Origin of the sequence: Daejeonella lutea (assembly GCF_900168015.1) — a bacterium.
GTDB classification, from domain to species: Bacteria; Bacteroidota; Bacteroidia; order Sphingobacteriales; family Sphingobacteriaceae; genus Daejeonella; species Daejeonella lutea.
Map to the genome: position 1 here is coordinate 60956 of NZ_FUYR01000005.1, position 25308 is coordinate 86263.

General features: G+C 41.1%; 25 protein-coding genes. 10 read left to right on the plus strand and 15 right to left on the minus strand.

Going from position 1 to position 25308, the window contains the following annotated elements:
- Positions 1-2 precede the first annotated feature (2 nt).
- The 5 genes from B5X60_RS16285 to B5X60_RS16305 all read right to left on the minus strand — a co-directional run bounded on the left by B5X60_RS16285 (position 3) and on the right by B5X60_RS16305 (position 3961).
- Positions 3-413, minus strand: coding sequence for a cytochrome c maturation protein CcmE domain-containing protein (locus B5X60_RS16285; RefSeq protein WP_079703795.1), 411 nt, complete (start codon positions 411-413; stop codon positions 3-5).
- A gap of 251 nt (positions 414-664) precedes the next feature.
- Positions 665-2101 carry a Glu/Leu/Phe/Val family dehydrogenase gene (locus tag B5X60_RS16290; protein ID WP_079703796.1) on the minus strand — a complete coding sequence of 479 codons (1437 nt, stop codon included), beginning with the start codon at positions 2099-2101 and terminating at the stop codon, positions 665-667.
- A 145-nt stretch (positions 2102-2246) separates the two neighbouring features.
- Complete coding sequence (locus B5X60_RS16295; protein WP_079703797.1) at positions 2247-2462, minus strand: CcmD family protein; 216 nt, start codon at positions 2460-2462, stop codon at positions 2247-2249.
- 93 nt (positions 2463-2555) lie between these two features.
- The gene (ccsA, locus tag B5X60_RS16300; RefSeq protein ID WP_079703798.1) at positions 2556-3212 is read right to left on the minus strand and encodes a cytochrome c biogenesis protein CcsA; all 657 of its coding nucleotides are present in this window, start codon (positions 3210-3212) and stop codon (positions 2556-2558) included.
- A gap of 86 nt (positions 3213-3298) precedes the next feature.
- A complete protein-coding gene (locus B5X60_RS16305) occupies positions 3299-3961 on the minus strand; it encodes a heme exporter protein CcmB (RefSeq protein ID WP_079703897.1) in 663 nt (220 codons plus the stop codon).
- 49 nt (positions 3962-4010) lie between these two features.
- On the opposite strand from B5X60_RS16305, the gene B5X60_RS16310 reads away from it, so the two are divergent.
- Complete coding sequence (locus tag B5X60_RS16310; RefSeq protein ID WP_079703799.1) at positions 4011-4490, plus strand: methylated-DNA--[protein]-cysteine S-methyltransferase; 480 nt, start codon at positions 4011-4013, stop codon at positions 4488-4490.
- On the opposite strand, the gene B5X60_RS16315 is transcribed toward B5X60_RS16310, so the two are convergent.
- The 4 genes from B5X60_RS16315 to B5X60_RS16335 all read right to left on the minus strand — a co-directional run bounded on the left by B5X60_RS16315 (position 4474) and on the right by B5X60_RS16335 (position 7694).
- Positions 4474-4902, minus strand: coding sequence for a hypothetical protein (locus tag B5X60_RS16315; protein ID WP_079703800.1), 429 nt, complete (start codon positions 4900-4902; stop codon positions 4474-4476). The genes B5X60_RS16310 and B5X60_RS16315 overlap by 17 nt on opposite strands.
- A gap of 10 nt (positions 4903-4912) precedes the next feature.
- Positions 4913-5272, minus strand: coding sequence for a gliding motility protein GldC (gldC, locus tag B5X60_RS16320; protein WP_079703801.1), 360 nt, complete (start codon positions 5270-5272; stop codon positions 4913-4915).
- Between the two features lie 318 nt (positions 5273-5590).
- Positions 5591-6973: a DEAD/DEAH box helicase gene (locus B5X60_RS16330; RefSeq protein ID WP_079703803.1), complete on the minus strand. Its 1383-nt coding sequence runs from the start codon at positions 6971-6973 to the stop codon at positions 5591-5593.
- A 103-nt stretch (positions 6974-7076) separates the two neighbouring features.
- A complete protein-coding gene (locus B5X60_RS16335) occupies positions 7077-7694 on the minus strand; it encodes an outer membrane beta-barrel protein (protein ID WP_079703804.1) in 618 nt (205 codons plus the stop codon).
- Between the two features lie 313 nt (positions 7695-8007).
- Between B5X60_RS16335 and B5X60_RS16340 the strand changes: the two genes are divergently transcribed.
- The 3 genes from B5X60_RS16340 (at position 8008) to hscA (ending at position 11958) form a co-directional block, all read left to right on the plus strand.
- A complete protein-coding gene (locus tag B5X60_RS16340) occupies positions 8008-8607 on the plus strand; it encodes a TetR/AcrR family transcriptional regulator (RefSeq protein ID WP_079703805.1) in 600 nt (199 codons plus the stop codon).
- Between the two features lie 81 nt (positions 8608-8688).
- Complete coding sequence (locus B5X60_RS16345) at positions 8689-10032, plus strand: dihydroorotase (RefSeq protein WP_079703806.1); 1344 nt, start codon at positions 8689-8691, stop codon at positions 10030-10032.
- A gap of 78 nt (positions 10033-10110) precedes the next feature.
- Positions 10111-11958, plus strand: coding sequence for a Fe-S protein assembly chaperone HscA (gene hscA, locus B5X60_RS16350; RefSeq protein WP_079703807.1), 1848 nt, complete (start codon positions 10111-10113; stop codon positions 11956-11958).
- Between the two features lie 139 nt (positions 11959-12097).
- On the opposite strand, the gene B5X60_RS16355 is transcribed toward hscA, so the two are convergent.
- On the minus strand, positions 12098-12394 hold the full coding sequence (locus B5X60_RS16355; protein WP_079703808.1) for a hypothetical protein: 297 nt from the start codon (positions 12392-12394) through the stop codon (positions 12098-12100).
- A 279-nt stretch (positions 12395-12673) separates the two neighbouring features.
- On the opposite strand from B5X60_RS16355, the gene B5X60_RS16360 reads away from it, so the two are divergent.
- A complete protein-coding gene (locus B5X60_RS16360) occupies positions 12674-13816 on the plus strand; it encodes a tetratricopeptide repeat protein (RefSeq protein ID WP_079703809.1) in 1143 nt (380 codons plus the stop codon).
- A gap of 36 nt (positions 13817-13852) precedes the next feature.
- Here B5X60_RS16360 and B5X60_RS16365 read toward each other — a convergent pair whose 3' ends face one another.
- The 3 genes from B5X60_RS16365 to B5X60_RS16375 form a co-directional block, all read right to left on the minus strand.
- Complete coding sequence (locus B5X60_RS16365) at positions 13853-14440, minus strand: riboflavin synthase (RefSeq protein ID WP_079703810.1); 588 nt, start codon at positions 14438-14440, stop codon at positions 13853-13855.
- Between the two features lie 10 nt (positions 14441-14450).
- Positions 14451-15935 (minus strand): acetyl-CoA carboxylase biotin carboxylase subunit, encoded by a 1485-nt coding sequence (accC, locus tag B5X60_RS16370; protein ID WP_079703811.1) that lies wholly within the window; start codon positions 15933-15935, stop codon positions 14451-14453.
- A 128-nt stretch (positions 15936-16063) separates the two neighbouring features.
- Positions 16064-17098, minus strand: a complete 1035-nt coding sequence (locus B5X60_RS16375) for a threonine aldolase family protein (RefSeq protein WP_245803550.1) — start codon at positions 17096-17098, stop codon at positions 16064-16066.
- Positions 17099-17316: 218 nt separating this feature from the next.
- On the opposite strand from B5X60_RS16375, the gene B5X60_RS16380 reads away from it, so the two are divergent.
- Positions 17317-18177, plus strand: a complete 861-nt coding sequence (locus B5X60_RS16380; protein ID WP_079703812.1) for an N-acetylglucosamine kinase — start codon at positions 17317-17319, stop codon at positions 18175-18177.
- A gap of 48 nt (positions 18178-18225) precedes the next feature.
- Here B5X60_RS16380 and B5X60_RS16385 read toward each other — a convergent pair whose 3' ends face one another.
- Positions 18226-18927, minus strand: coding sequence for an NUDIX hydrolase (locus tag B5X60_RS16385; RefSeq protein WP_079703899.1), 702 nt, complete (start codon positions 18925-18927; stop codon positions 18226-18228).
- A 125-nt stretch (positions 18928-19052) separates the two neighbouring features.
- Here B5X60_RS16385 and pfkA point away from each other — a divergent pair, with 125 nt between their 5' ends.
- The 4 genes from pfkA (at position 19053) to B5X60_RS16405 (ending at position 23291) form a co-directional block, all read left to right on the plus strand.
- Positions 19053-20036: a 6-phosphofructokinase gene (gene pfkA, locus B5X60_RS16390; RefSeq protein ID WP_079703813.1), complete on the plus strand. Its 984-nt coding sequence runs from the start codon at positions 19053-19055 to the stop codon at positions 20034-20036.
- 5 nt (positions 20037-20041) lie between these two features.
- A complete protein-coding gene (locus B5X60_RS16395) occupies positions 20042-20890 on the plus strand; it encodes a hypothetical protein (RefSeq protein WP_079703814.1) in 849 nt (282 codons plus the stop codon).
- 81 nt (positions 20891-20971) lie between these two features.
- Entirely contained in the window at positions 20972-21970 is a 999-nt protein-coding gene (gene gap / locus B5X60_RS16400; protein WP_079703815.1) for a type I glyceraldehyde-3-phosphate dehydrogenase, read from the plus strand.
- A gap of 352 nt (positions 21971-22322) precedes the next feature.
- On the plus strand, positions 22323-23291 hold the full coding sequence (locus B5X60_RS16405; RefSeq protein WP_079703816.1) for a Gfo/Idh/MocA family protein: 969 nt from the start codon (positions 22323-22325) through the stop codon (positions 23289-23291).
- 55 nt (positions 23292-23346) lie between these two features.
- On the opposite strand, the gene glgB is transcribed toward B5X60_RS16405, so the two are convergent.
- Positions 23347-25308, minus strand: coding sequence for a 1,4-alpha-glucan branching protein GlgB (gene glgB / locus B5X60_RS16410; RefSeq protein WP_170878482.1), 1962 nt, complete (start codon positions 25306-25308; stop codon positions 23347-23349).

A 25308-nucleotide genomic window follows, 5' to 3' on the forward strand; every position in this document is an offset into this window, starting at 1 on the left:
ATTTAGATTTTTGCGGTAGTAGCAGATACTTCAGTAACTTCTACCTCGTCTTTGGTGTATTTAGATGGGCATTTCATCAAGATTTTCGAAGCGTGAAATTCATTACCGATCATCTTTCCTGTCAGAACGATTTGCTCGGAACGCTCAAAATCTTGTGGTTTGGAACCGCTGAATACTACCTTGCACTCCTTACCGTCGTTATCTTTGAGGTAAAAGGAAAAATAGTTGGCATCTTGAACAGGATTGTAAAAAAGTTCTTTTTCTTTGTTTAATTGGCCTACAACATGCAATTCCGATTCAGTTTGACGAGCGTCAGTGAATGAACCGTATGTACTCGAATCTGCGTAGGTGCTGATGATGACACAGATAGCAATAGCTATAATGATCATACCTGCGATAGAACTTTTCTTCATTGTTGTGAATATTAGAACCTAAACGGCGATTGCCACCACAAAAGTACTAAATGCTAAACTTTTGAAGCAATTCTAACAACAATGTTTCTATATTAGAATCATTCTAAATAAGTTATACGTTTTACGTTGTACGTTCTAAGTGTCTAAACGCTGCACCAGCCGTCAAGGTCTAAAACGTGGTTGTTATACGATTTATAACGCTGCGCTGACCGCCCAGGCGTAAAACGTACAACGTAAAACGTATAACTCAATTATGGCCAGATTCCCATATTCATGTATGACACGGCAACTTTGTTAATTGAACTAACAAAAGCGGCAGTACGAAGGCTATCAATTCTGGAATTTTCCATTTTGATCTCACGAATCTCATGATATGAGCGAATCATTGTATCCTCCAAGCCTGAATTAACGAGCTCAAGTTCTGATGCACCTTTAATGATCATACTTCTTTGAGTTGCATCGAGGGTTACGCCTGTAGATTTTTCAATTGTGTTGACAAGATTGAGATTTGCATTCTCTTCATAACGCTTGTCCATACGGCCAAACGCAACATGCGAAAGGTTTTTCAACCACTCGAAATAGGATACGGTAACACCTCCGGCATTGCAGTACATATCAGGAATCAGAATACAACCTCTCTCAATCAAAGCAGACGCCGCATCAGGAGTAGTAGGTCCGTTTGCAGCTTCAGCTATAATTTTTGCCTTAATATTTGCAACGTTATGTTCTGTAAGTTGATTTTCAAGAGCTGCAGGAACTAAGATATCGCATTCCTGTTCAAGACCCTCAGAAGAATTCTTAAATTCTTTGTGAGCCTTTGAAAATCCAAGGATTGAACCTGTTGTTTTTCGATGATTAAAAACTTCATCAAGATCGAACCCTTCGGAACTGTAAATTGCACCCTCAAATTCGCAAATACCCACGATCGTGGCGCCAAATTCTGTAAGGTATTTGATGGTGTAATATCCTACGTTACCCATACCTTGAACAATTACCCGCTTGCCGGATAAACCTGCTTCAAGACCAAGTTTCTGCATATCTTCAGCAACGCTTACGCATTCGCGGATGGAAATGGCAACACCACGACCAGTAGCTTCTTTTCGTCCAGCAATACCATGAAGCGCCAGCGGCTTTCCCGTCACGCAACCCAGGGCATCCAGCTGGCCCGGATTCATTGTCTGATAGGTATCGGCTATCCAGCTCATTTCTCTCTCACCGGAACCATAATCAGGAGCAGGTACATCTATTCCGGGTCCAATAAAATTCTTTTTTATCAGCTCAACGGTGTACCGGCGTGTAATATTCTCCAACTCCGCAACCGTGTATTCTTTAGGATTAATTTTAATACCCCCTTTGGCTCCACCAAAAGGCACGTTGACAATCGCACACTTATACGTCATCAATGCTGCAAGAGCCATCACCTCATCCTCATTCACCATTTCACTATAACGAATCCCACCTTTCGTTGGTGACTTGTGATGAGAATGCTCAACACGCCATGCATCAATCACCTCAAATCCATTCCCTCTTCGAATCGGAAAACGGAAGCGGTATACACTGTTACATGATCTGATCTGATCAAGCAATCCTTCAGGATGTGATGTAAATTGCGCTGCATGATCAAAAAACTGGCAGACGTCTCCAAAAAAAGATGTTTCGGAATGCGCTGCGTCTATAGACTTAGCCATACTGTAAATAAATTTATTTAATAATTGGTTTATGCAAAGTTGAAAGAAATTAATTGATACTAAAAATGAAAATCACTTAGTGTACCAAGTACATTTTCCAAACCAATTCAAAAAACTTAACAGACAGATTTTAAAGGCAGATTTTTTACTTCTGTTGCTTCTCGATTTTTTTTAGCCTGTTGTCTATTGAGAACAAATAGAATGCCAGTCCAATGAAAATTGCGGCCAACACCGCCACCACAACATATATTTTGCCGGAGCTCCGTAGCTCTGTCGCCATTTCAACTTCAGAGCTTCCCTGTGCGAAAATTGAGGCCGCCGTCAAGCATAAAAAACAGATTACAAAAAGGAATTTTTTCATTGTTATAGTTTTGGGTATTATGTATCAAGTATCGAATATCGAGGCTGGCGTTTAACCTGAAGATCCGCCGCTCTCAACTGTCAACTTTCGAAATCAACTATTTAAGTTTTCTTGTTTCCGAATCCGGAATCTAAGATTTGTAATCCACAGGCTAACCAGAATCCATCCTAGACATGCAGGATAAAAAACAGGCCTTAACTCCGGAGCCATATCTTTTGTATTAAAACCCGGGTTTCCACCGTTTCCGGGATGCAGGGAATCTGTCATGCGCGGCAACACGAATAATAAGACAACCATAATAGGAAAAGCAAAAACGTTGTACACTGAAGATATTTTGCCTCTTTTTTGCTCCTCGTCCATTGAATTACGAAGAACCAGATATGCCATATAAATCAAAAGCGCAATAGCGGAGCTGTTTTGCTTCGGATCGTTACTCCAGGGTTCGCCCCAAGTAAAATTCGCCCAAATCATGCCGGTTATTAATCCCAATATTCCAAATACGATCCCAACGTTGGCGCTCTCTACGGCCATCAGATCATCATTCTCATTGCCTTTGTTGAGATATTTAATGCTGTAGACAAATGATACGGCCAGCATGGTGATCATTGCAAACCACATCGGAACATGAAAGTGAATGTTTCGGATTGATTCGTTAAGGATAGGCTTTGCGGGCACATGAAAAAGAAACCCGCCAATGATTGAAAAAAGTACCAGCACTATGGCCAAAATTTTCCACCAGCTTTTGTTCATAAGATAATATTGGTGAGCAAATGTAATATATGTTAAATTGATTTTTGTAAAAACAGAGGCAAATTGCGAGTGTCAGTGTAATTTTACTAATCTCGCCACAAGTAGGGGAACAAAAGAAGCGAAGTGGTAATTACGATGACATTGATAGCCAGCAAAATTGCAATTTCATCATATGAAACTGCTCTGTCTAAACCATCCAGTGCGTTTTTAGATAATTTTATCAAAACCAGCAGCAAGGGTATGACTACGGGAAAACTTAGTATCGCCATCAAAGCCCCTCCGTTCCCCGCTTTTGATGCAATTCCCGATATCATAGTAAATACCGATGCAAAGCTTATACTCCCTAACACAACCGCGAGCATATAAAAAAGCGGATCACCCACCGGATTTTTAAATACAAGGGAATAGAAGCCCAAAGCGATTATTGACAAGAGTAGCATCAATAAAACATTATAGATAATTTTGGATATTATAATTGCGTGGGGGCCTGCAATGGTGTAATAATAGAGTTGTCTGCCCCTACTTTCCTGCATAAAGCTTTTAGTGATCGCATTCACCGACGCGAAAAGCATAATGATCCAGAATAATGCGTTCCAGGTTGGAGGATTGCTAATTTCCCTGAATGACAGATAACAGACAAATACCGTTGAAACCACATAGAGGAGAATGCCATTGAGTGCGTAACGCGAACGCCATTCAAGCATTATTTCCTTTCGGATCAGAAATTTAATCTGGTGAATGAGGGTCATTTCAGGCAAAGATAGAGTTTGTTTTTGCATAATAATCGTAATTTGAGACATGTATAGTTCACTCCTCGATACACAAATCGGCAAGCTTGTCATCAGATCAAATGATCAGGAGGTCTGCTTCGTAGGCTTTCCCAGTGAAATTCCGGACGAAACACCAAATCAATTAACTCTTTATGCATTAGAGCAATTCAAATCCTACTTTAATGGAATTTCCTGTTCCTTTGATTTCAAAATGAAACAACACGGCACACCATTTCAGCAGTCTGTGTGGGATGAGCTGACCAAAATTGACGCCGGGAAACCTATAAGTTACGCCCATTTATCAAAGTTGATGAATAATCCGCTAGCGATCCGTGCAATAGCTTCTGCAAATGGAAAGAATAACCTAATGATCGTAGTTCCATGCCACCGGGTTATTGGAAGTAATGGTGACCTGGTAGGTTTTGGAGGCGGACTTTGGCGTAAAAAGTGGCTACTGGATCACGAAGCAAAAATGCTTGGGATCGGACAGACTAGCCTGGCATTTTAGGACTTGTCTTCAGGGAAACCTTCTCCTTGCCTGAAAATAAAATTATAATAAAAGTTCCCGCAAACATCAAACCCCATCCGATCCATTTAAACTTTATCATTCTTGTGGCTGCTGCAGCAAGTTTCTTTAAAGGAATAAAGCTGAAATAATCGTTCGCCTTAAAATATACTGCTGTAAGTGTGAAAACAAGCATCAATAATAATAACCATCCGGAAAAACGGAGGAGGCCTTGCTTCCGTGTTACCGCTGCAATAAGGGCAAGGGCACTCAATGAATATACGATTGATGCGAGTACAGTATCAATGTCCCAGTAATTCCAATTACCAAAAATTGGGACTCGTAACATGGGGCACATGCCACCAACCAATACGAGTATCACACCCAGAAGTCCCGTATAATTTTTAGCTGTCATATCGTAGTTTCTAACCTTTCAAGGCAGAATGCGGGGCATTTCCGTCAGTAAGCTCCATCTTCTCAGCAAAGTGGGCACAGTAATCGCGAAGGTCTTCCACAATGGCTTCCTCACCGGTGGCACGTAAAAAGCTATCACCCATCGTCTGCAGAGTTTCGTAAAAAAAGCGTTTCATCTCGTCAACGGGCATATCTTTAGTCCAAAGGTCAATGCGAAGAGAATTTTTATAGTTGTGATCCCAAAGTGCGAGCATCATGGATTTTACTGGCAACGCCTCTTTATTTTGAGCATCGGTAGATTCCCAAAGGATGTTTTCCGGTACGTTCTGTTCGTCTAGTTCAATGGTGAGTTTTATTTCAGCCTTTTTCATGTGTATTCGGGATATGAGAAACGAGCAGCTCAAGTGCCCGCTCGTAAATATTTTAATTTTTTTAACTGAATTGGGTTTTAATCAAAACAATTAATACGGCGACAAATATGAGAAATAGTAGTTCAAATAACCAAATTCGTTTCAGATCGACAATTAATCTTCTGAACAGCAAATCTGAAATTAAACTGACGAGTAACAACCCTGCCAGTGGTACAAGGCCGAGGAATCGCCAGCCATTTTCGTCGGGAAAAAGCAAAAGATAAGTCATGCTTACCAGTAGAATGGAGGAAAAGATGTTAAGCGGAGTCAAGCGTAACCTCATTTCTTTTTCTTATCCTTTTTATGTACGGCATCAAACTTTACACTCTTTCGCTTTCTGACTCCGCCAGGTTTATTGTTTCTAACTTTTGCAGTGGCACCAGCCTTCACAGCCGGCTTGGCTCCTTTAGAGTTTTTAGCCTTCTTTTCATGGAAGGCACCTTTAAACTCAGGGTCATCACGCCGCTTTTGTAAGTCTATCTCACGGGCTATATCCTGACGCTCCTCATATGGGGTATCGTCAATAAAAACTCCGTCAGGAATTTCAATTACCGGAATCTGCTGACGGATCAGCTTTTCAATTTTTTGGACGTAATATTCTTCCGATGGGCTGCAGAATGTGATTGCATCACCCGTTTGCAAAGCTCTCCCCGTTCGACCTATTCTGTGCACGTAATCTTCAATAATTATTGGCACGTCGAAATTTACGACATGGCTAACATCCGTAACATCCAGACCGCGCGACGCAACATCCGTCGCAACCAGAATTCTGATGTCACCATCTTTAAATGCATTAATCGAATTTATACGGGTATTCTGACCTTTGTTCGCATGAATCACTCTAACCTGCTCGGCGCCATACCGGCGTTCAAGGAAATGAAAGATGTTATCAGCTACTGTTTTTGTCTTACAGAATATGATAAGCCGGGTAAAGTCTTCAGTATCTTTCAGCAAATGCTGAAGCAAGTTAAGCTTAGTTTTGAGGTTCGGAACTTTATAAAGGACCTGACTAACTGTTTCGGCGGGAGTGGCTTGTGCAGCAACCTCAATTACAGTGGGATGCTTCAGGAAATCCCCGGATATTTTATGTACCAGGTCACTCATTGTTGCCGAGAAAAGAAGATTCTGTCTCTTTCTAGGAACTACTTCTAAAATTCGATGAATAGATCCAATAAATCCCATATCCATCATCTTATCTGCTTCATCCATGACCAGAAACTTCAAATACTGCGTATTAATGTTTCCGGCAAGGTATAGGTCTAAGAACCTGCCTGGAGTGGAAATAATTATGTCTACTCCTTTTTTAAGCTCAGCAATCTGGGTTTTTGGACCGAGTCCTCCGTATAACACAACAGTACGCAGATCGGTATACTTAGCGAAAGTTCGAACATTCTGTTCAATCTGCATTGCCAGTTCACGCGTAGGGGCAATAATTAATGAACGTGCGTCATTTCCCTGAGCATATTTAAGTTTCATCAGCATCGGCAGCACAAAGGCCGCAGTTTTACCTGTTCCGGTCTGCGCAATGCCCATGATGTCCTGCCCCGACAAAATAGGCATGATCGCTTTTTCCTGTATCGGTGTTGGCAAGGTATAGCCCGCGTCTGCAACAGCATTCAGGATCTGGCGGTTAAGCTTAAAGTCTTCAAAAGATAATGACATTTGGCAAAGGTAGGGATTAGCAATGAGCTATCGTTATCGGCTACTACACATAAAAAAAGGCGCACCTTTTCGATGCACCTTCTTTTATTGCTTATGGAGGTGATTAAAAGTGGAACTGAACTCCAATTTGCGGAGTAAAGAAATTAGTTCCGATGGAGAACCTGTCATAACCAGCACCTTTAACTTCGTTTCCAGCAGAATCTTCTACACGATAATTGTTGTAAGAAATACCTCTGAATGCGAACTCAATTCCAATTTTCTTAGTCGGAAAATAAGCAAAACCAGGAGATAGCGCTACGCCGACTGCAGTAGATGAACCTACTTTTGCACCAGCCTCACCATTTGCGTCTGTTGCTTTAACCGTTCCAAATGCCAAAGGCACAGCAGCCTGGCCAAAAAATTTGAATTGATCGCTTAATCCAACATAATATCTGCCAAAAGGACTTACAACGAATGCCTCATTGTAACCGCTTGGGCTTGCTGTTCCAACTTTAGAATAGTTGTAGCCAACACCTGTTCCCAAGGCGAAATTATCAGATACAAAATATCCTAAATTTGGAACCAACGACAAAGTTTCAGAGGCCTTAGCACCATCTGCGTCAGATTTTTGTGAGTCATAAGAAGCTGTTCCACCAAGAATCCATTTTCCTTTTTCGGTTTGTGCATTTGCGCTCAAGGCAATTGCAACTACTGCTGTTAATGATAAAATTAACTTTTTCATAATTGTGTATTTTAAAATAAATAAGTCGTTTACTTTCGACTACATGACAAAATTAGTCGAAAATTCTTACTCGCAAAATTAATTTATCATCACCAAAAAGACTGTTTTTGTAAGTGACTGATCTACTGCCAATATTATTTTCGTATTACTTAATGATTACGCTTAAGTGACAATAGGGTACAAAAACGAAGAATAGTTGATATTAAAATTTTAGAAGAACAAATTGGGCTGCCATTACAGAATCTTCAGAAAGAAAAATTAAACAATTCGGATTTAAATTTGTATTTTTAGAATTATAACAAACTTTAGTCGAATGGCAGACATTATTCCAAAAGATGAAATACTGATTAAGGAGATTCTAGAAGCTGCCCGGGAACTCTTCTCCAGATACGGACTTAAAAAAACCACAATGGACGATGTGGCACGGGCTGTTGGCAAAGGGAAAAGCTCCCTTTATTATTACTACACGGGAAAAAATGAATTATTTGAGGCCGTAGTACTTGATGAACTAAAGAAGATCCTTAAAGATATTCGTATTGCAATAAACGGCGAACCATCGTCAACCGGCAAACTTAAAGCATTTTTAGTTGCGCGTCTCCAATTGAAAGATAAAATGCATAATCTGGGAAAGGTTATTCATGATGATATCTTCGACAACTTCAAGGAAATTTGCCGCCTTAAAGGGGAATTTGAAGCTACTCAGGTGGAAATTGTCCGTGAAATCGTTTACGGAGGGGTCCAGTCTGGTGAATTCAGGGAGATGCCTACTGATGAAATTGGATTCTTCAGTCGATGGACGGTGGCTGCATTTGGTGGATTGGAGTTGCCGCTTAGTACTTCTCCACGCCTGATTGCTGATAAAAACTCGATAGACAAGATCGTAGATTTTATCCTTTTTGGAATTGGGCGGTGATACCATTCTTTACCGGAAGCGTACTTATATTTTTGTGCCCATAATTTCCGAAGTTTGCAGGATTAAAATCCCTGAATAGCAATGATCTCAATCCTCATAAAATCTGCCACAATTATAAACGAAGGAAAATCTTTTAAAGGAGATTTACTAATACAGAATGGAAGAATTGCGAAGGTTGGCGATCGCATTGATGCGTCTGCTGATAAAATAATTGACGCCTCCAATCTTCACCTCCTTCCAGGCTGCATTGATGATCAGGTACATTTTCGCGAGCCCGGGCTTACACACAAGGCAGATATTTATACTGAAAGCCGTGCCGCCGTTGCCGGTGGTATAACTTCATATATGGAAATGCCGAACACTGTACCTAATACACTAACCCAGGCCTTACTCGCAGACAAGTTTGAAATCGCCTCACGTACATCAGCCGCGAATTATTCATTTTTCATGGGAGCTGGCAATGACAATCTCGACGAGGTCTTAAAAACCGATCCTAAAACAGTGTGCGGCATCAAAGTTTTTATGGGTTCATCTACTGGAAATATGCTAGTTGATAATGAAAAAACTCTTGAGGGAATTTTTAGTAAAGCTCCGATTTTGGTTGCGGTTCATTGTGAAGATGAAGCGACGATTCGTGAAAATGCGCTGAATTTTCAAAACCTGTATGGAGACAATATCACTCCCGAGATGCACCCGCAAATCCGAAATGCAGATGCATGCCATAAATCCTCCTCTTTCGCAGTAGCATTGGCAAAAAAATACAACACACGTTTACACATCCTGCATATATCCACCGCGCTGGAGACTCACCTTTTTGAAAACAAGTTACCATTATCCGAAAAACGAATTACTGCTGAGGCCTGCATCCATCATCTTTGGTTTTCGGACAAGGACTATCCTAAAAAAGGCAACTGGATAAAATGGAACCCTGCGATTAAATCAGGCGAAGACAGGCAGGCAATTCTTGAGGCTGTTTTGGATGGAAGGATAGATGTTATAGCTACTGATCACGCACCTCATACTATAGAGGAAAAATCGCAAAGCTACATTAAAGCGCCTTCAGGCGGCCCGCTGGTCCAGCATGCTCTGATTGCGATGCTACAACTTTACGAACAGGGGAAGATCAGCCTGGAAAAGGTGGTTGAAAAAATGGCACATAACCCTGCGATATTATTTCAGATTGAGAAAAGAGGATTTATTCGTGAAGGATATTGGGCTGATTTGGTATTAGTCGATCTGGCTAAACCGACCGAGGTCAGCAAGGAAAATATACTCTCAAAGTGCAGGTGGAGCCCGTTTGAAGGATTAATCTTTAGCGCTTCAGTTGACACAACTATCGTATCAGGAAAAATAGCTTATGAAAAGGGCCATGTTATTGACGACGTCAGAGGCGAGCGGCTGATGTTCGACAGGGTTAAGCATTAAGCAGGGATACTAATCAAAATGTAATAATAATCCCCAACCTTCTCAATTGCTTCTAAACTAAGTACATTTGCCCCAATTATGGCTACAGTTTCAATTAACCTCGCTACGGGATCGATTCAAAAGGAAGAAATTATTGTTGGAATAGATCTGGGAACTACTAATAGTCTTGTCGCTTTTATTAACCCGGAAGGAAATCCGCAAGTGATTAACGATACTGGTAAAGGTGTACTTGTACCTTCAGTAGTACATTTTCAACAAGACGGAAGCGTTATTGTAGGTAATGATGCAAGGGAATATCTAATCTCCGATCCCCAAAATACCATCTTTTCAGTCAAGCGCCTCTTAGGTCGTTCGTACACGGATATTCAAGCACACAGCGATACGTTTTCCTATAAAATAATTGACGACAACACTGAAAGTCTTGTTAAGATCAACGCTGGCGGTAAATATTATACACCGATCGAACTTTCCGGAATGATCTTAAAAGAGCTGAAAGATCGTGCCGAACATGCCCTCAAAACAGCAGTAAACAGGGCGGTTATTACCGTACCAGCTTATTTCAATGATAGCCAAAGGCAGGCGACACGAGATGCCGGTAAACTAGCTGGCCTGGATGTGCTGCGTATCGTAAATGAACCGACCGCTGCAAGCCTGGCTTATGGCATTGGGCTTAATCCCGAGGAAGAAAAAACCATTGCGGTTTATGACCTTGGCGGCGGGACTTTCGACGTATCCATTTTGAAGATACAAAACGGGATTTTCGAAGTTCTTTCAACTAACGGCGATACTTTTCTGGGGGGTGATGATTTTGATCAGGCAATCGTAAATTATTGGATTGAATCCAATGGACTTGGCGAAAATATTGATAAAGGCCTTCGTCAGGCCCTGCGTTTAAAAGCTGAAGAGGCAAAAAAAGCGTTGAGCACACAAAATTTATTCAACGATCAGGTTAACGACATTCCTTGTGCTATCACGAAAATAAAATTCGAGGAACTTATTAGTCCAAAAGTTGAACAAACTATCAAATGTTGCCAAAATGCTTTGGCTGATGCCGGGCTGAAGGTTGACGATATCCAGGAGGTAGTTATGGTGGGAGGCTCGACCAGAACTCCTATTGTAAAGCGAAAGGTCTCAGATTTCTTCGGCAAAGTTGTTCACGACAAAATAAATCCTGACGAAGTTGTTGCTCTTGGCGCGGCCATTCAATCGGACGTACTGGCTGGCAACAGAAAAGATATTTTATTGCTTGACGTCACTCCGCTGTCTCTTGGGATTGAAACTATGGGCGGACTTATGGACGTGATCATTCCACGAAATGCAAAAGTTCCGAGCAAAGCTGGGCGACAGTATACTACATCAATCGATGGACAGGCTAACATGAAAATTGCTGTTTATCAGGGTGAACGAGATCTGGTGAAAGAAAATAGAAAACTTGCAGAATTTGACCTAAAGGGTATCCCGGGAATGCCTGCTGGCTTTCCTAAGGTAGACATTAATTTCCGCCTAAATGCCGATGGTATCCTCACTGTAGAAGCTGTAGAGCTCCGCTCCGGGGTTAAACAAGAAGTAGAAGTGAAGCCTACATATGGATTAACCGATCAGGAAGTCGAAAAAATGCTGATTGACAGCATAGAGAACGCGAAGGAAGACGTTAGCAAAAGGATGCTAATAGAATCTCGAACGGAAGGTGAACAAATGATTTATACAGTTGAACGCTTTCTTGAAAAAAACAAGGATCATGTTTCCGAACAAGAATTGACAGATACTAAAAAGCTTTTAGAGGAACTAAAAAAAGCTCTTAGCTCCGGTGACAAAGATCAAATTCATAAAGCAATTGATGAGCTTAATGAATTTACAAGACCATTTGCCGAGCGATTGATGAATGTGGCAATTAGTGCCGCTATGAAAGGGAAGGCTATTGAGTAAAAATAGTATGGTGTAAGTTGCAGCAATTAACTTGGAACGGCTGAAGTTACCGCTAGCAAAAAACCAGGAAGCAATGAAGTCTTCCTGGTTTTTTTACTCGTTGATACGATAGCAAAATAACACAGCACGGAGAAGTCTATTAAATCCCCGCTTCGCGAATAATCTCCTGTTCACGGAGACCTTCTATGTTATTTTTCTTTTCATAATCATCCTTCGCTTCCTCGAAGCTGGTCAATATTTCAGCTATTTTATCCAGATTATCTGCTACGTTCTGATGCATTTCGGGAAGAACTTTCTCAAGAGTTTTATTACCCAGATCAAAGTTATCTATTTCAATTTTGCCAATCTTCTGAACAATTGCAGTCTGGCTGTTCTTTAAGTCTTCCAGTTCATGCGTTATTTTCTCCATTAGATCGAATTTTTTCAACTTATCCATATTCTTTATGATTTGGTTTAGCAGGATAATGCAATTATGCTGCCAGTATTAGGATTGGTTATCACCTTGAATGGAATTTCTACCATCTAAGATTGTCAGGATTGAAAATTTATGTTGTTTGAGCTGTGACTCCCCCCTACTACCACCAGATACGGCCCTTGTGGAGCGCAATGAGGAAACTGTGGGTATTTACAGGATGTTTCAATTGGTTTAACGAATGAATTGAACTAATAACTTAGTTTGAATAATAAATTTTGTATCTTGAATAAAATTTCCGCTATGAAAAAAATAGTTGTCCTCATCCTGGTACTAATTGCATCCCATGCTCATTCTCAAGTTAAAGAGGCTGATAATCTACATTTGCTCGACCTTTTTCAAAGTCAGCGGTTTATCGAGGCATCAGAATATCTCAAACAAGTGTATCAGGAACCAATATCCGATAAGAAAATATTATCCCGGTTCGGTTACAGCCTGAAGATGGCGGGGAAGTTAACCGAGGCCGAAGGCTACTATCGCAGAATTCTCGAAAAAGATTCTACAGAGGTTTCTACACTATTTAGTCTGGCAGGGATTAACCAGACGAAAGGAAATTATAAAAAAGCGGGTGACTATTATAAACAGATACTCGCTATCGACAGCAACAACTTCGCCGTTTACAGTCGATTAAGTGACATGATTGAAAGCTCTGAGGGTTTGGTCTTTGCAACACCATATCTTGCCAAAGCGAATTCCCTTAATCCTTACGATGGCGACATTGCGTATAGCTATTCTAAGGTATTAAAATCGGTCAAGCAATATAAATTAGCTGGTGCAGTTCTGGATACTGCTATTGCTGCGGACACAACCAACATGTTCCTTTTACGTGGGAAAGCTGAGCTGGCCTATGCAGAAGATAAATGGCCCGTAGTAATTGAAATAGTAAACCGCCTGATTGCGCTGGGAGAAGAGAATGCACTTCAACTTAAAATGCTGGGAGAGGCCTACTATTCAGTCAAAAAATATACCCTGGCCATCGAGATCCTTTCCGGTCTTGAGGAAAATGATCAGCAAACAGAATCATCTTTATACTTTATCGCCATGAGTTATAAATCTCTTGAAAATTATCCCAAAGCAATTGAATATTTTAATAAAACCCTGAAAGAAAGTATCAGCCCCAATACATCTGAATATTACGCCTTGATCGGTGATTCCAACCAAAAAAGGAATCAAATGAAGTCTGCCCTGGCATCCTATCAAAAAAGCCTGTTTTTCGAAAATAAACCAATGACGATTTATTCAATGGCTACTATTTATGATCAAAAACTAAACGATAAAGCAACAGCTTTAAAATATTACAAGCGATACCTTGAAGCCAAGCCACCGAAGGATCATGAAAGTTATATAGAGTATAGTAAATACAGAATCGCACAATTAGGAAAATAATAAAGAGGGTAATAGATCCCTCAAATCAAGCCGGGATCAGGCTTGATTCATCAATCGTGCGACATACTTGCCGATAATATCAAACTCAAGATTTACGGAATCGCCCTGCCTCAAATTCTGCATGTTAGTATGCTCGAAAGTATATGGGATTATTGCTACAGAAAACGAATTTGCCCGCGAATTAATTACTGTCAAACTTATACCATTGACGCAAATGGAGCCCTTTTCAACCGTTACATTTCTTAAGGCAGCATCATAGCTGAACGTATATTCCCAACTGCCTTCAAGTGCCCGAACCTCATCGCAAATAGCAGTTTGATCGACATGACCCTGAACGATATGTCCGTCAAGACGTCCGTTCATTTGCATACAGCGCTCGAGATTTATAATATCTCCAGGCTTAAGTGATCCGAGGTTGGATTTTTTAAGCGTTTCATCAACAGCTGTAACCGTATGCGCACCATTTTCAATAGCAACTACTGTTAAGCAGACACCATTATGAGATACCGACTGATCAATTTTGAGTTCCTGAGAGATTTCTGACTTGACCGTGAAATGAATATTTCCTTTATCAGCCCGAACACCTATCAGGTGACCTAAATCTTCTATAATTCCTGTAAACATTTATCGAACCTTAATATTCTTTTCTATGCTTTTTCCAAGCTGATGTAGACTCAGTTGAGTTTTCCAATAGCGCGGAAGGGCTATCATTTTTCATGAATTTTGCAGCAATTACCGCGGCGATCATCGCTTCCTCCTCGTCACTGCTTTTTAAATCATCCGGTGAAAAATATTTACTTACAAAATGAGTGTCAAAATCTCCGCTAATAAATGCGGGATGCTGCATAACATATTTACCGAAGCCCAAAGTTGTCTGGATTCCGGTTATTGTATACTCGTCAATTGCCCTGATCATTCGTTCAATTGCTTCCTGGCGATCCTTACCATGGGTAATGAGCTTTGCTATCATCGGATCATAATAGATTGGGATATCCATACCCTGCTCAAATCCATCATCTACCCGTACTCCTGGGCCTTTTGGTGTAATATAGGTCTGCAGGTTTCCTATGTCAGGGAGAAAATTATTTGCAGGATCCTCGGCGTATACACGTACCTCGATAGAGTGGCCGTTAATTATCAGATCATCCTGTGTAAAACTCAATTTCTCGCCCCGGGCAACTCTGATCTGCTCTTTTACCAAATCGATTCCCGTGATCATTTCGGTAACCGGATGCTCAACCTGCAGCCGGGTATTCATCTCCAAAAAGAAAAAATCAAGATTTTCATCCAGGATAAATTCCACCGTTCCTGCTCCTGTATAATTACAGGAGCGTGCAGCATCGACCGCGCTTTGTCCCATTTTGTTACGTAGCTCCGGACTAAGTACCGATGAAGGTGCCTCTTCAACCACCTTTTGGTGACGTCGCTGGATTGAACAATCGCGTTCAAAAAGGTGAACAATGTTCCCATGATTATCCCCCAGAACCTGGATTTCAATATGCCTTGGCGAGGAAACATAGCGTTCAATAAAAACTGATCCATCCCCAAAAGCAGATGTAGCTTCAGATACTGCAAGATCCATTTGTTCGATGAAATCTTCGGCTTTCTCGACTATTCGCATGCCTTTACCACCGCCACCAGCCGCAGCTTTGATAAGAATAGGAAAGCCAATCTCAAGGGCTCTTGCTTGGGCGAGCGGAATATCCGTTATGGCCTCCTCTGTACCAGGAACCATCGGAATGTTATATTTTAGAGCAGCGGCCTTGGCAGACAGCTTATTTCCCATTATTTCCATCGCCTCAGGTGATGGGCCGATCAGTATCAAGCCAGCGTCTTTCACCTTTCGGGCGAACGCAGCATTTTCAGAAAGGAAGCCATAGCCGGGATGTATTCCTTCAGCGCCAGTTGCTTTACATGCATCAATGATTTTATCGCCGAGCAGATAAGATTGTGAAGAAGCAGGTGGTCCGATACAAATGGCTTCATCTGCATATCTGACATGTAAGGCATTACGATCTGCCTCAGAAAAAACAGCCACTGTTTTAATTCCCATTTCAGAAGCAGATCGCATAATTCGAAGCGCTATCTCACCACGATTGGCAATTAGAATTTTTTTCATCAATAAATTATCATTTTATCTGCTAATCCACTATTTATCAGATCACGATCCCGTGACGGGACTAATGGTGGAATTGCATTAGCAAAGATACGCCATTTAAAATCCTTTGATGCCGATAGTTGATGATCTTAGTGGATCTTCTTTAAGATTTCGAAAGTATACTCAAGCATGGAATCATTTAAGTCAAGGTGCGTTACAAAGCGTATCATTTGCTTCCCGAAGGTATTGCATTTGATACCCGAATGATTTAGATGCTCAACAAAGTCTTCTGACTTGTAATGGCCATCCAGTTCAAAAATCACAATATTTGTGTCAACAGGCATAACACTCTTTACATACGACAGACCTCCCACGGTTTCTCCTAATACTTTTGCCCGCTTGTGATCTTCAGCAAGTCTTTCAATATTATTATCAAGAGCATAAATGCCCGCTGCGGCCATGAATCCAGCCTGCCGCCATCCTCCTCCCATAACCTTTCGTACTCTTTTTGCCTTATGAATTAACTCCTTACTTCCCAGCAAAACTGAACCCACGGGTGCACCAAGCCCTTTTGACAAACAAACCGATATCCCATCAAACATATCCCCATACTCCTTAGGGTCATTTTTTGTTTCCACCAAGGCGTTAAAAATCCGTGCGCCATCCAGGTGAAGCGAAAGGCCTTTGAGTCTGCAAAGATGATATATCGGGGCAATTTGATCTGTGGTGTAATAACTTCCGCCCCCCCGATTTACAGTATTTTCCAAAACAATGAGGCTACTCTTAGGGTAATGGATATTATCGGGATTGATGTGGGGTTCAATTAAATCAGGGTTTAACCGTCCGCGGTCGCCATAAAGGAGGCGCACAGACGCTGAGGAGTTGAATGCTATACCTCCACCTTCATACCTGTAAACATGTGCAGTTTCATCACAAATGACTTCTTCCAAAGGATTTGTAAAACACTTAATAGCGATTTGATTTGTCATAGTGCCGGAAGGGCAAAACAGACCAGCCTCCATCCCAAAGATTTCAGCGGTTTTATTTTCCAGTTTATTTACTGTTTCATCCTCTCCGAAAACATCATCTCCAACTTCAGCGCTCATCATAGCATCAAGCATCCCTGGAGTCGGACGTGTTACTGTATCACTCCGAAGATCAACTGTCATTCTTTTTTCATCCATGGTTAAAATTAGATTTAATCTGCTTTATTAAAATATTTTTTGAAAGATTTTCATTCACAGATCTATGGTTAACACATTATTCCGAATCACTGATACACAATGAAAAGCAATGCCTGTTCCTGAGAACTACCTTTTATGCTGTACAGAATTTTATTTTGTCCATTTTTTTAACTTTCGTATAAATTCATACATTTAGCTTTTTATAAGCAAACGAAACTATGATCATTATTGCAGATGGAGGGTCTACCAAGACCAATTGGTGTTTATTGAATAAGGCTGGTCAAAAGATATATTTTAATACCCAGGGTTATAATCCATACTTTGTTGACACAAAATACATTACCGAGTCCCTACAAAATGACTTGCCTTCTGACCTTCAATTAGATGAGATTACAGAAGTAAATTATTACGGTGCTGGATGCTCAACAGACGATAAAGTCAAAATAGTTGCCGACGCAATGAAGGCCATTTTCAAAAATGCCGAAATACATGTCGGCCATGATTTGTTGGCTGCTGCAAGGGCTCTACTTGGGCTTGATACTGGTTTTGCTGCAATTTTAGGTACAGGAACGAACACTGGAATCTACGACGGAAAAGAAATCGTTCACAATATTGACTCTGCTGCTTACATATTGGGGGATGAAGGTAGTGGATGTTATATAGGTAAAAAATTATTGACTGATTATTTGCGTGGTTATATGCCAGAAGTCGTGAGGCAACGGTTTTGGGATACCTATAAATTAACCGTGGATGAAGTAACTGATAATATCTACACAAAACCATTGGCGAATCGCTTTTGCGCCAGCTTTAGTAAATTTGTGTACGATAATAATGTTCATGCAGAGTATTCCAGAGGCATTGTAAAAACTTCGTTCGTAGATTTTTTTGAAAATTTAGTCAGTCACTATCCGAACTACAAGGATTACACATTCAACTGCATAGGATCAGTTGGTTATAATTTCAGAAATGTTCTTGAAGAAACTGCTATAGAATATGGAATGGCAGTCGGCAAGATTATTCGTTCTCCAATAGACGATCTGGTACGCTATCATGTCGAACTTGCCCCAAGGGGAAATTAAATCGAAATCCTAAATTATTGTGAGGTAATTAGCGATTTGCTAATTCGTTTACTTTCCGAATGAAAGCTCTTTTTGGAAAAGTCTGGCGTATTTTCTCTTGTCGAACTTATAAAGTTTGGCTGCACGGTATGAAACACCCTTTTGTTTTTCATCGAGTTCCTTCAGGATGTCATAGTTTAACATCTTCTTCCGGAAATTCCGCTTGTCTAATTTTTTGTTGAGTATAACTTCGTAAAGATGTTGAAGCTGGGTTAAGGTAAATTTTTCGGGCAGCAATTCGAAGGCTATTGGCTGATAGCTTATTTTGTTTCTGATCTTATCAAAGGCCCTCTTAAATATCTTATCGTGATCGAATGCGAGCTTTGGTAGGTCGGCGAGCGGTGTCCATACTGCTCGACGTGCATAATTCGTTATCGGTGCTGGTTTGAGATCTTTGTTTCCACTCAACCTTATCATTGCATAATACCCTACCGTGATCACCCTCCCCTGCGGATGCCTGTTAACATCCCCAAAAGTATAAAATTGATCCATGTATATTCCTTTCAGTCCCGTTAGCTCATACAAAATCCGCTCGGCGGCGTTATCAAGGCTCTCTTCCTGTTCAACAAGATATCCTGGTAGGGCCCACCAATCCTTGAAAGGTTCGACGTTACGTTCTATCAAAAGGACTTTAAGTTCTCCCTCATCGAAACCGAAGATTACGCAATCGATTGAAAATACTGAATCAAATTTGGGCAGAATTGTTTCCAAAGCTTTCAAGAATATTAAAGACTAAATATATATGATTAAAAGGAACTGGATGAAAAAATAACGGAAAAATTACTTAGTGTAAAAAATACACACTATATTCGTTTGCACTTATAGATTATTTAAGCTTGGCTAGGATAAAAAAAATTGGTGTTTTTACTTCTGGTGGTGACGCCCCGGGAATGAATGCTTGCATACGGGCTGTGGTAAGAACTGCTATCCATGACGGACTTGAAGTTGTTGGGATACGTCAGGGCTACCAGGGAATGCTTGAAAGCAATTTTTGGGATATGAGCGCCCGCGATGTCGGAAATATCATTCACATTGGCGGAACGATTTTGAAAACCGCCAGATGTCTCGAGTTCAAGACTCCCGAGGGTACAAAAAAAGCATATGATAACCTTAGGTCATATGGGATTGATGCCCTTGTAGCCATTGGCGGAGATGGCACAGCAAATGGCGCAAGCAGGCTTTCTCTGACCCATGGAATTCCGGTAATGTGTATCCCGGGAACTATCGACAATGACCTTTATGGCTCTGACTTTACACTCGGTTTCGATACCGCTACAAATACCGTTATCGAAGCAATTGATAAAATTAGGGATACTGCTGCTTCCCACAACCGACTTTTTTTTATTGAAGTTATGGGACGAGATTCCGGGTGCATAGCATTACGCGCTGGCATAGCGGGCGGGTCTGAAGCTGTTCTACTTCCAGAAAGAGATACCGCGATCGATGAGCTTATTGAAAAACTGTCAAGTCATGCAAATAATCATAAATCTTCCAGCATTGTAATTGTCGCCGAAGGGGATAAAAACGGAGGTGCATATCATGTTGCAGAGCGTGTTAAAGAAAAATTTGACTTTTACGACAGTAAAGTCACTATATTAGGGCATTTACAAAGAGGCGGTAGTCCGAGTAGTTTTGACCGCGTTTTAGCCAGCCGGCTTGGTTTCGCAGCAGTAAGAGCATTACTAAATGGAAAGGACAGGCAAATGGTTGGCTTGCGCGGGAATGCTATTGTTCTTACCCCTCTTGAAGAAGCATTGCATTTTTCTCATTTCAAACTTGAGGATGATCTGCTTGAAATGATAAATGTGTTATCAATATAGTTAATATGATTGCGGTAGTATATAGTGGGTCGAGGTTTGCAGACTGGAAGCTGGCAGAAAAAGGAAAGATTGTTTCAGAATTTAAAACACAGGGAATCAACCCTTTTTTTAACGATAATAGTTCTATAACACAGCTTTTAAACAAAAATGTTCAGCTGATCAATAATGCTGAAAAGATTAAATGGGTATACTTCTTTGGAGCCGGGGCATCTTCCTCAGAGAGGAAAGAAGTTGTTTCCGACGCCTTCGGATCATTTTTCCGTTATAGTCGGGTTGTCGTAGATCATGACCTTAAAGCAGCTGCTCTGGCAGCTTGCGGGGATGAACCTTGTGTTTTAGGGATTTTAGGAAGCGGGTCAAATGCTGCATATTTCGATGGTAAAAAAGTACACAGCAACAATTACGGGCTGGGCTATATTTTGGGAGATGAAGGATCTGCTAACTGGCTGGGTGTAAATTTATTGAAGGCGTTCCTTAACAATAAAATCCCTCAAGAATTCGAAAAATTGTTTCAAAAAAAATATGACCTGGACAGGACACAAATCCTCGATAAAGTCTACAGACAGCCACAACCGGCCTTATTTTTGAGCTATTTTGCAGATTTCCTGATGGAACATCGCAGTGAGGCTTTTGTCAAGCAGCTGGTGATCCGTGGGTTTGATATTTATTTTAAAACCTATATTATTCCGCTTAAAACTAAACATCCAGATACCCCCATACATATTGTTGGAACAGTAGCTTCGGGTTTTCAGGATTATTTAAATGAAGCTGCACAAAATAACGGTTTAACCATCGGGTCAGTAATAAAAGAGCCGATATATAACTTGTTAAAATATTACTCAAATAAAAATTAAAACCGTGAATCCTATATCGCTTGACTTGCATGCGACAAATTTTACCGGATTCATGACAATCAAAAACAAAATAACAGAACGATGAAAATTGGAATTAATGGATTTGGCCGTATTGGCCGTTTAGCTTTCAGAGCTGCTATTGAGCGTGATGGTGTTGACGTTGTCGGCATCAATGACCTAGTTGAACCTGATTACATGGCGTACATGTTACGTTACGATTCAACTCATGGTAAGTTCAATGGCACCATTGAAGTTAAAGACGGAAATCTTGTAGTTAATGGTAAAACAATCCGGGTAACTGCAGAAAAAGATCCGGCAAACTTAAAATGGAATGAAGTTGGCGCTGAAGTGATAATTGAATCTACAGGGCTCTTCCTGACACAGGCGGATGCTCAAAAACATATTGACGCTGGAGCAAAGAAAGTTGTGCTTTCCGCCCCTGCAAAGGATGATACTCCTACATTTGTGATGGGAGTAAATCATAAAGACCTTAAAGCAGATCAAAATATCGTTTCGAACGCCTCATGTACCACGAACTGCCTTGCTCCCCTCGCGAAAGTTCTTCATGATAACTTCGGCATACTCGAAGGCTTAATGACGACCGTCCATGCAGTTACAGCAACACAAAAGACTGTTGACGGTCCTTCGGCAAAAGACTGGAGAGGTGGAAGGGGTGCATATCAAAATATCATTCCATCATCAACAGGAGCTGCGAAAGCAGTAACTCTTGTAATCCCTGAATTAAAGGGAAAACTAACCGGTATGTCCTTCCGTGTTCCTACAGCCGACGTTTCAGTTGTCGACTTAACAGTTCGTCTCGAAAAAGGTGCGACCTATGATCAGATCAAAAAAGCTATGAAAGATGCATCTGAAGGTGAACTTAAAGGCATTCTTGGGTATACCGAAGATGAAGTAGTTTCAACAGATTTCCTTGGCGATGCACGTACATCAATCTTTGATGCGAAAGCAGGAATCGCTTTGAATGACAACTTCGTTAAGGTTGTGTCTTGGTATGATAATGAATGGGGATATTCAAATAAGATCATAGATCTTGTTCAGCATATCGGAACAGTAAAATAGGAATAGGATTTATAAAATTCGTACGATCTAATCGGAGAATTGTCTGGAATAGGATTGGTAGGTTGATTGGATTGTAGGATTAAGACAAAGGTTCTTTGGGACGGTCTCGCTTTACCTTCACCGACAGACGCCGCCATTCCGAACGCAATGAGGAAACTCATCTAACTGAGCCCTGCTTTATTCATAGAGCAGGGCTTTTTCGGAGTATAAAGAGCCATTTATCAAGTTTCGACATTGGGGATCAACTTCAAAGTAAAATTGAGATCAACATCCCTGATCCTGATTACCGGCCCCAAAATCTTGCTACTTGAATCTTGATACCTGGTACTTGATGCTTGTTACTAAATAAAACATGAAAAAAATATCCTGGGGAATTATTGGTTGTGGCAATGTCACTGAAGTAAAAAGCGGTCCCGCCTTTAATCTTGTACCTAATTCTGAATTAGTTGCTGTAATGCGACGAGACGCCGGGAAGGCAGAAGATTACGCAATGCGCCACGGTGTCAAAAAATGGTTTGCTGATGCTGGAGATCTGATCAATGATAGCGACGTCAATGCCCTTTACATTGCAACTCCCCCTGCTTTTCATGAGGCCTATACTTTGCAGGCATTTAAGGCGGGGAAGCAGGTGTATGTTGAAAAGCCCATGGCATTAGATTCTGCAGAAGCCGAAAGAATGGCCCAAGCTGCTGAGCACTATCAATGCAAATTAAGTATTGCACACTATCGCCGGGCCCAACCTCGTTTTAAAAAAATATTGAAACTACTGAATGACAAAACCATTGGCGAAATTCTCGCTGTGGAATTGCATTTTCACAGCCCTTATCAACCTGGTACGGAAAACACCTGGAGGATTAACCCGGCAATATCCGGCGGTGGTTTGTTTCATGATCTCGCACCTCATCAATTAGACCTCATGGTATATTTTTTTGGGAGGCCATTAAAAGTTGAGGGCTCGTCATTAAACCGTGCAAATCTATATGACGCTGACGATTATGCCCAAGCGAAAATTATATTTGAGAACAATATTAAATTTCATGGCATCTGGGATTTTAATGCGCCATTTGGTAGTGAAGAAGACCTATGTGTAATAAATGGCAGCCACGGTTCAATAAGCTTTGAAGTCTTTGGAAATGATTGCGATTTAACGATAGGGGAAAAAACTGAAAAACTCGAATTCGACTATTTACCGCACGTGCAGCAACCCATGATCGACCAGGTTGTAAAATACTTTATAGATGAAGGTAGTAACCCCTGTCCAGCCGAAGAAGCAGTTGCGGTTATGACAATGATGGATAAAATCACTGGTAAAACGGCTTGAATCTTAATAGTTTTATACTACAGTCATGAAACCAAGCAAAAACTAAATTCAATCGTTACTTCTTTAATAATCTTAACACCAAGCCACCCAAAGGAGGTAGGTTCATTAGTCCGGAATGTTCTTTACCATGCCAGAATATTTGCTCCGAAATCACCTCCTGATCTGTCGAAAATCCACTGCCATAAAATTTCACATCGTCGGAGTTGAGGATTACCTTCCATCTCCCTTCTGCCGGCAAGCCAATGCGCCAGCCTGTCCTTGGAACTGGGGTCAGGTTAAGTATTATTAGTAAATCGTTATCGCGTTCGTGACCCTTACGGCTATAAACCAATACCGAATTTTCCGCGTCACCTCCCTCAATCCATTCGAAACCAGTACTTTCAAAGCTTTTTTCATACAAAGCAGGTTGTGAAGTATATAAATGGTTTAGCGATTTGACCAATTCGTTAATGCCCTGGTGCGGAGCATGTTCCAATAAATGCCAGTCGAGTGAATGATCAAAATCCCACTCCCGACTCTGCCCTATTTCATTTCCCATAAAAAGGCACTTAGTTCCCGGATGTGTGAACATATACATATACAGTAAGCGCAGATTAGCAAATTTCTGCCATTCATCACCAGGCATCCTATTGAGGAGTGAACCCTTTCCGTGGACTACTTCATCATGGGAAAAAGGGAGCATGAAATTTTCTGTGAAAGCATACTCCGTGCTGAACGTTATCCGGTTGTGATTGTATTTGCGGTGAACCGGATCTTTAGAGAAGTATTCCAGCGTGTCGTTCATCCAGCCCATCATCCATTTCATGCCAAAACCAAGCCCTCCCGTATACGTCGGTTTACTCACTCCGGGAAAAGCTGTCGACTCTTCCGCGATAGTTTGCACATCTGGGAAATTTGAATATACCGCTTCATTAAATTCTTTAAGGAAACATATGGCTTCCAAATTTTCATTTCCTCCAAATTCATTAGGTATCCATTCGCCCGCGTCGCGCGAATAATCCAGATACAACATGGAGGCGACAGCATCAACTCTCAGCCCATCAGCATGGTAACGATCGAGCCAAAAGATTGCATTGCTGATTAAAAATGATTTAACCTCGTTCCGCCCATAATTGAAAATGTAAGATTTCCAATCGGGATGAAAACCCTTTTTCATATCAGCATGCTCATACAAATGTGTTCCATCAAATCGATATAAGCCATGCTCGTCTCCCGGAAAATGAGACGGAACCCAATCCAGAATCAAACCGATATCATTTCTATGAAGTTCGTCGATAAGGAACATGAAATCCTGTGGTGTACCAAATCGCGATGTGGCAGCAAAATAACCCGTAATCTGGTATCCCCAGGAGGGATAAAATGGATGCTCCATCATTGGAAGGAACTCGACGTGAGTGAACCCCATATTCTTGATATAGGGGATCAACTGTTCGGCCATTTGACGATAGGTTAAAAATTCACCTGGCGACTCAATGTTTCTTGCCCAAGAACCAAAATGCATTTCATAAACCGACATTGGCTTATTCAGTGCGTTCTTTTGAAAACGTGTTTTCATCCAATCCGCATCCCGCCATTCGTACCAGGTATCCCAAACTATGGAAGCTGTTGAAGGTGGCTCCTCCCATCTCAATGCAAATGGATCTGCTTTTTCGAGCTTATCACCAGTATTTGAGCTTATATAATATTTGTAGACTTCTCCTGTTGATATGCCAGGAATAAATGTTTCCCATATTCCCGAACCATCCCACCTAACTTGCATCGGATGGGAAGTTTTATTCCATCCATTAAAATTGCCTTCCACGCTGACATGCCTGGCGTTCGGCACCCACACAGCAAAATAGGTTCCTTGAAGGCCCTGATGTGTTACCACATGTGAGCCAAGTTTTTCATATAATTTGTAATGTTTGCCAGCCCGAAAAAGACTTATATCGAAATCAGTGAAACGCGAATACCAATCAGTGTTCGGATCTGCAATAATTGGTACGGAATCAGTTAGGGGTTTACTTTTTTTCGCCAT

Bases quoted from the DNA above. Each gene is read 5' to 3' on its own strand.
- B5X60_RS16285 (WP_079703795.1), bottom strand. From the start codon at position 413: ATGAAGAAAAGTTCTATCGCAGGTATGATCATTATAGCTATTGCTATC.
- B5X60_RS16290 (WP_079703796.1), bottom strand. From the start codon at position 2,101: ATGGCTAAGTCTATAGACGCAGCGCATTCCGAAACATCTTTTTTTGGA.
- B5X60_RS16295 (WP_079703797.1), bottom strand. From the start codon at position 2,462: ATGAAAAAATTCCTTTTTGTAATCTGTTTTTTATGCTTGACGGCGGCC.
- ccsA (WP_079703798.1), bottom strand. From the start codon at position 3,212: ATGAACAAAAGCTGGTGGAAAATTTTGGCCATAGTGCTGGTACTTTTT.
- B5X60_RS16305 (WP_079703897.1), bottom strand. From the start codon at position 3,961: ATGACCCTCATTCACCAGATTAAATTTCTGATCCGAAAGGAAATAATG.
- B5X60_RS16310 (WP_079703799.1), top strand. From the start codon at position 4,011: ATGTATAGTTCACTCCTCGATACACAAATCGGCAAGCTTGTCATCAGA.
- B5X60_RS16315 (WP_079703800.1), bottom strand. From the start codon at position 4,902: ATGACAGCTAAAAATTATACGGGACTTCTGGGTGTGATACTCGTATTG.
- gldC (WP_079703801.1), bottom strand. From the start codon at position 5,272: ATGAAAAAGGCTGAAATAAAACTCACCATTGAACTAGACGAACAGAAC.
- B5X60_RS16330 (WP_079703803.1), bottom strand. From the start codon at position 6,973: ATGTCATTATCTTTTGAAGACTTTAAGCTTAACCGCCAGATCCTGAAT.
- B5X60_RS16335 (WP_079703804.1), bottom strand. From the start codon at position 7,694: ATGAAAAAGTTAATTTTATCATTAACAGCAGTAGTTGCAATTGCCTTG.
- B5X60_RS16340 (WP_079703805.1), top strand. From the start codon at position 8,008: ATGGCAGACATTATTCCAAAAGATGAAATACTGATTAAGGAGATTCTA.
- B5X60_RS16345 (WP_079703806.1), top strand. From the start codon at position 8,689: ATGATCTCAATCCTCATAAAATCTGCCACAATTATAAACGAAGGAAAA.
- hscA (WP_079703807.1), top strand. From the start codon at position 10,111: ATGGCTACAGTTTCAATTAACCTCGCTACGGGATCGATTCAAAAGGAA.
- B5X60_RS16355 (WP_079703808.1), bottom strand. From the start codon at position 12,394: ATGGATAAGTTGAAAAAATTCGATCTAATGGAGAAAATAACGCATGAA.
- B5X60_RS16360 (WP_079703809.1), top strand. From the start codon at position 12,674: ATGAAAAAAATAGTTGTCCTCATCCTGGTACTAATTGCATCCCATGCT.
- B5X60_RS16365 (WP_079703810.1), bottom strand. From the start codon at position 14,440: ATGTTTACAGGAATTATAGAAGATTTAGGTCACCTGATAGGTGTTCGG.
- accC (WP_079703811.1), bottom strand. From the start codon at position 15,935: ATGAAAAAAATTCTAATTGCCAATCGTGGTGAGATAGCGCTTCGAATT.
- B5X60_RS16375 (WP_245803550.1), bottom strand. From the start codon at position 17,098: ATGGATGAAAAAAGAATGACAGTTGATCTTCGGAGTGATACAGTAACA.
- B5X60_RS16380 (WP_079703812.1), top strand. From the start codon at position 17,317: ATGATCATTATTGCAGATGGAGGGTCTACCAAGACCAATTGGTGTTTA.
- B5X60_RS16395 (WP_079703814.1), top strand. From the start codon at position 20,042: ATGATTGCGGTAGTATATAGTGGGTCGAGGTTTGCAGACTGGAAGCTG.
- gap (WP_079703815.1), top strand. From the start codon at position 20,972: ATGAAAATTGGAATTAATGGATTTGGCCGTATTGGCCGTTTAGCTTTC.
- B5X60_RS16405 (WP_079703816.1), top strand. From the start codon at position 22,323: ATGAAAAAAATATCCTGGGGAATTATTGGTTGTGGCAATGTCACTGAA.
- glgB (WP_170878482.1), bottom strand. From the start codon at position 25,308: ATGGCGAAAAAAAGTAAACCCCTAACTGATTCCGTACCAATTATTGCA.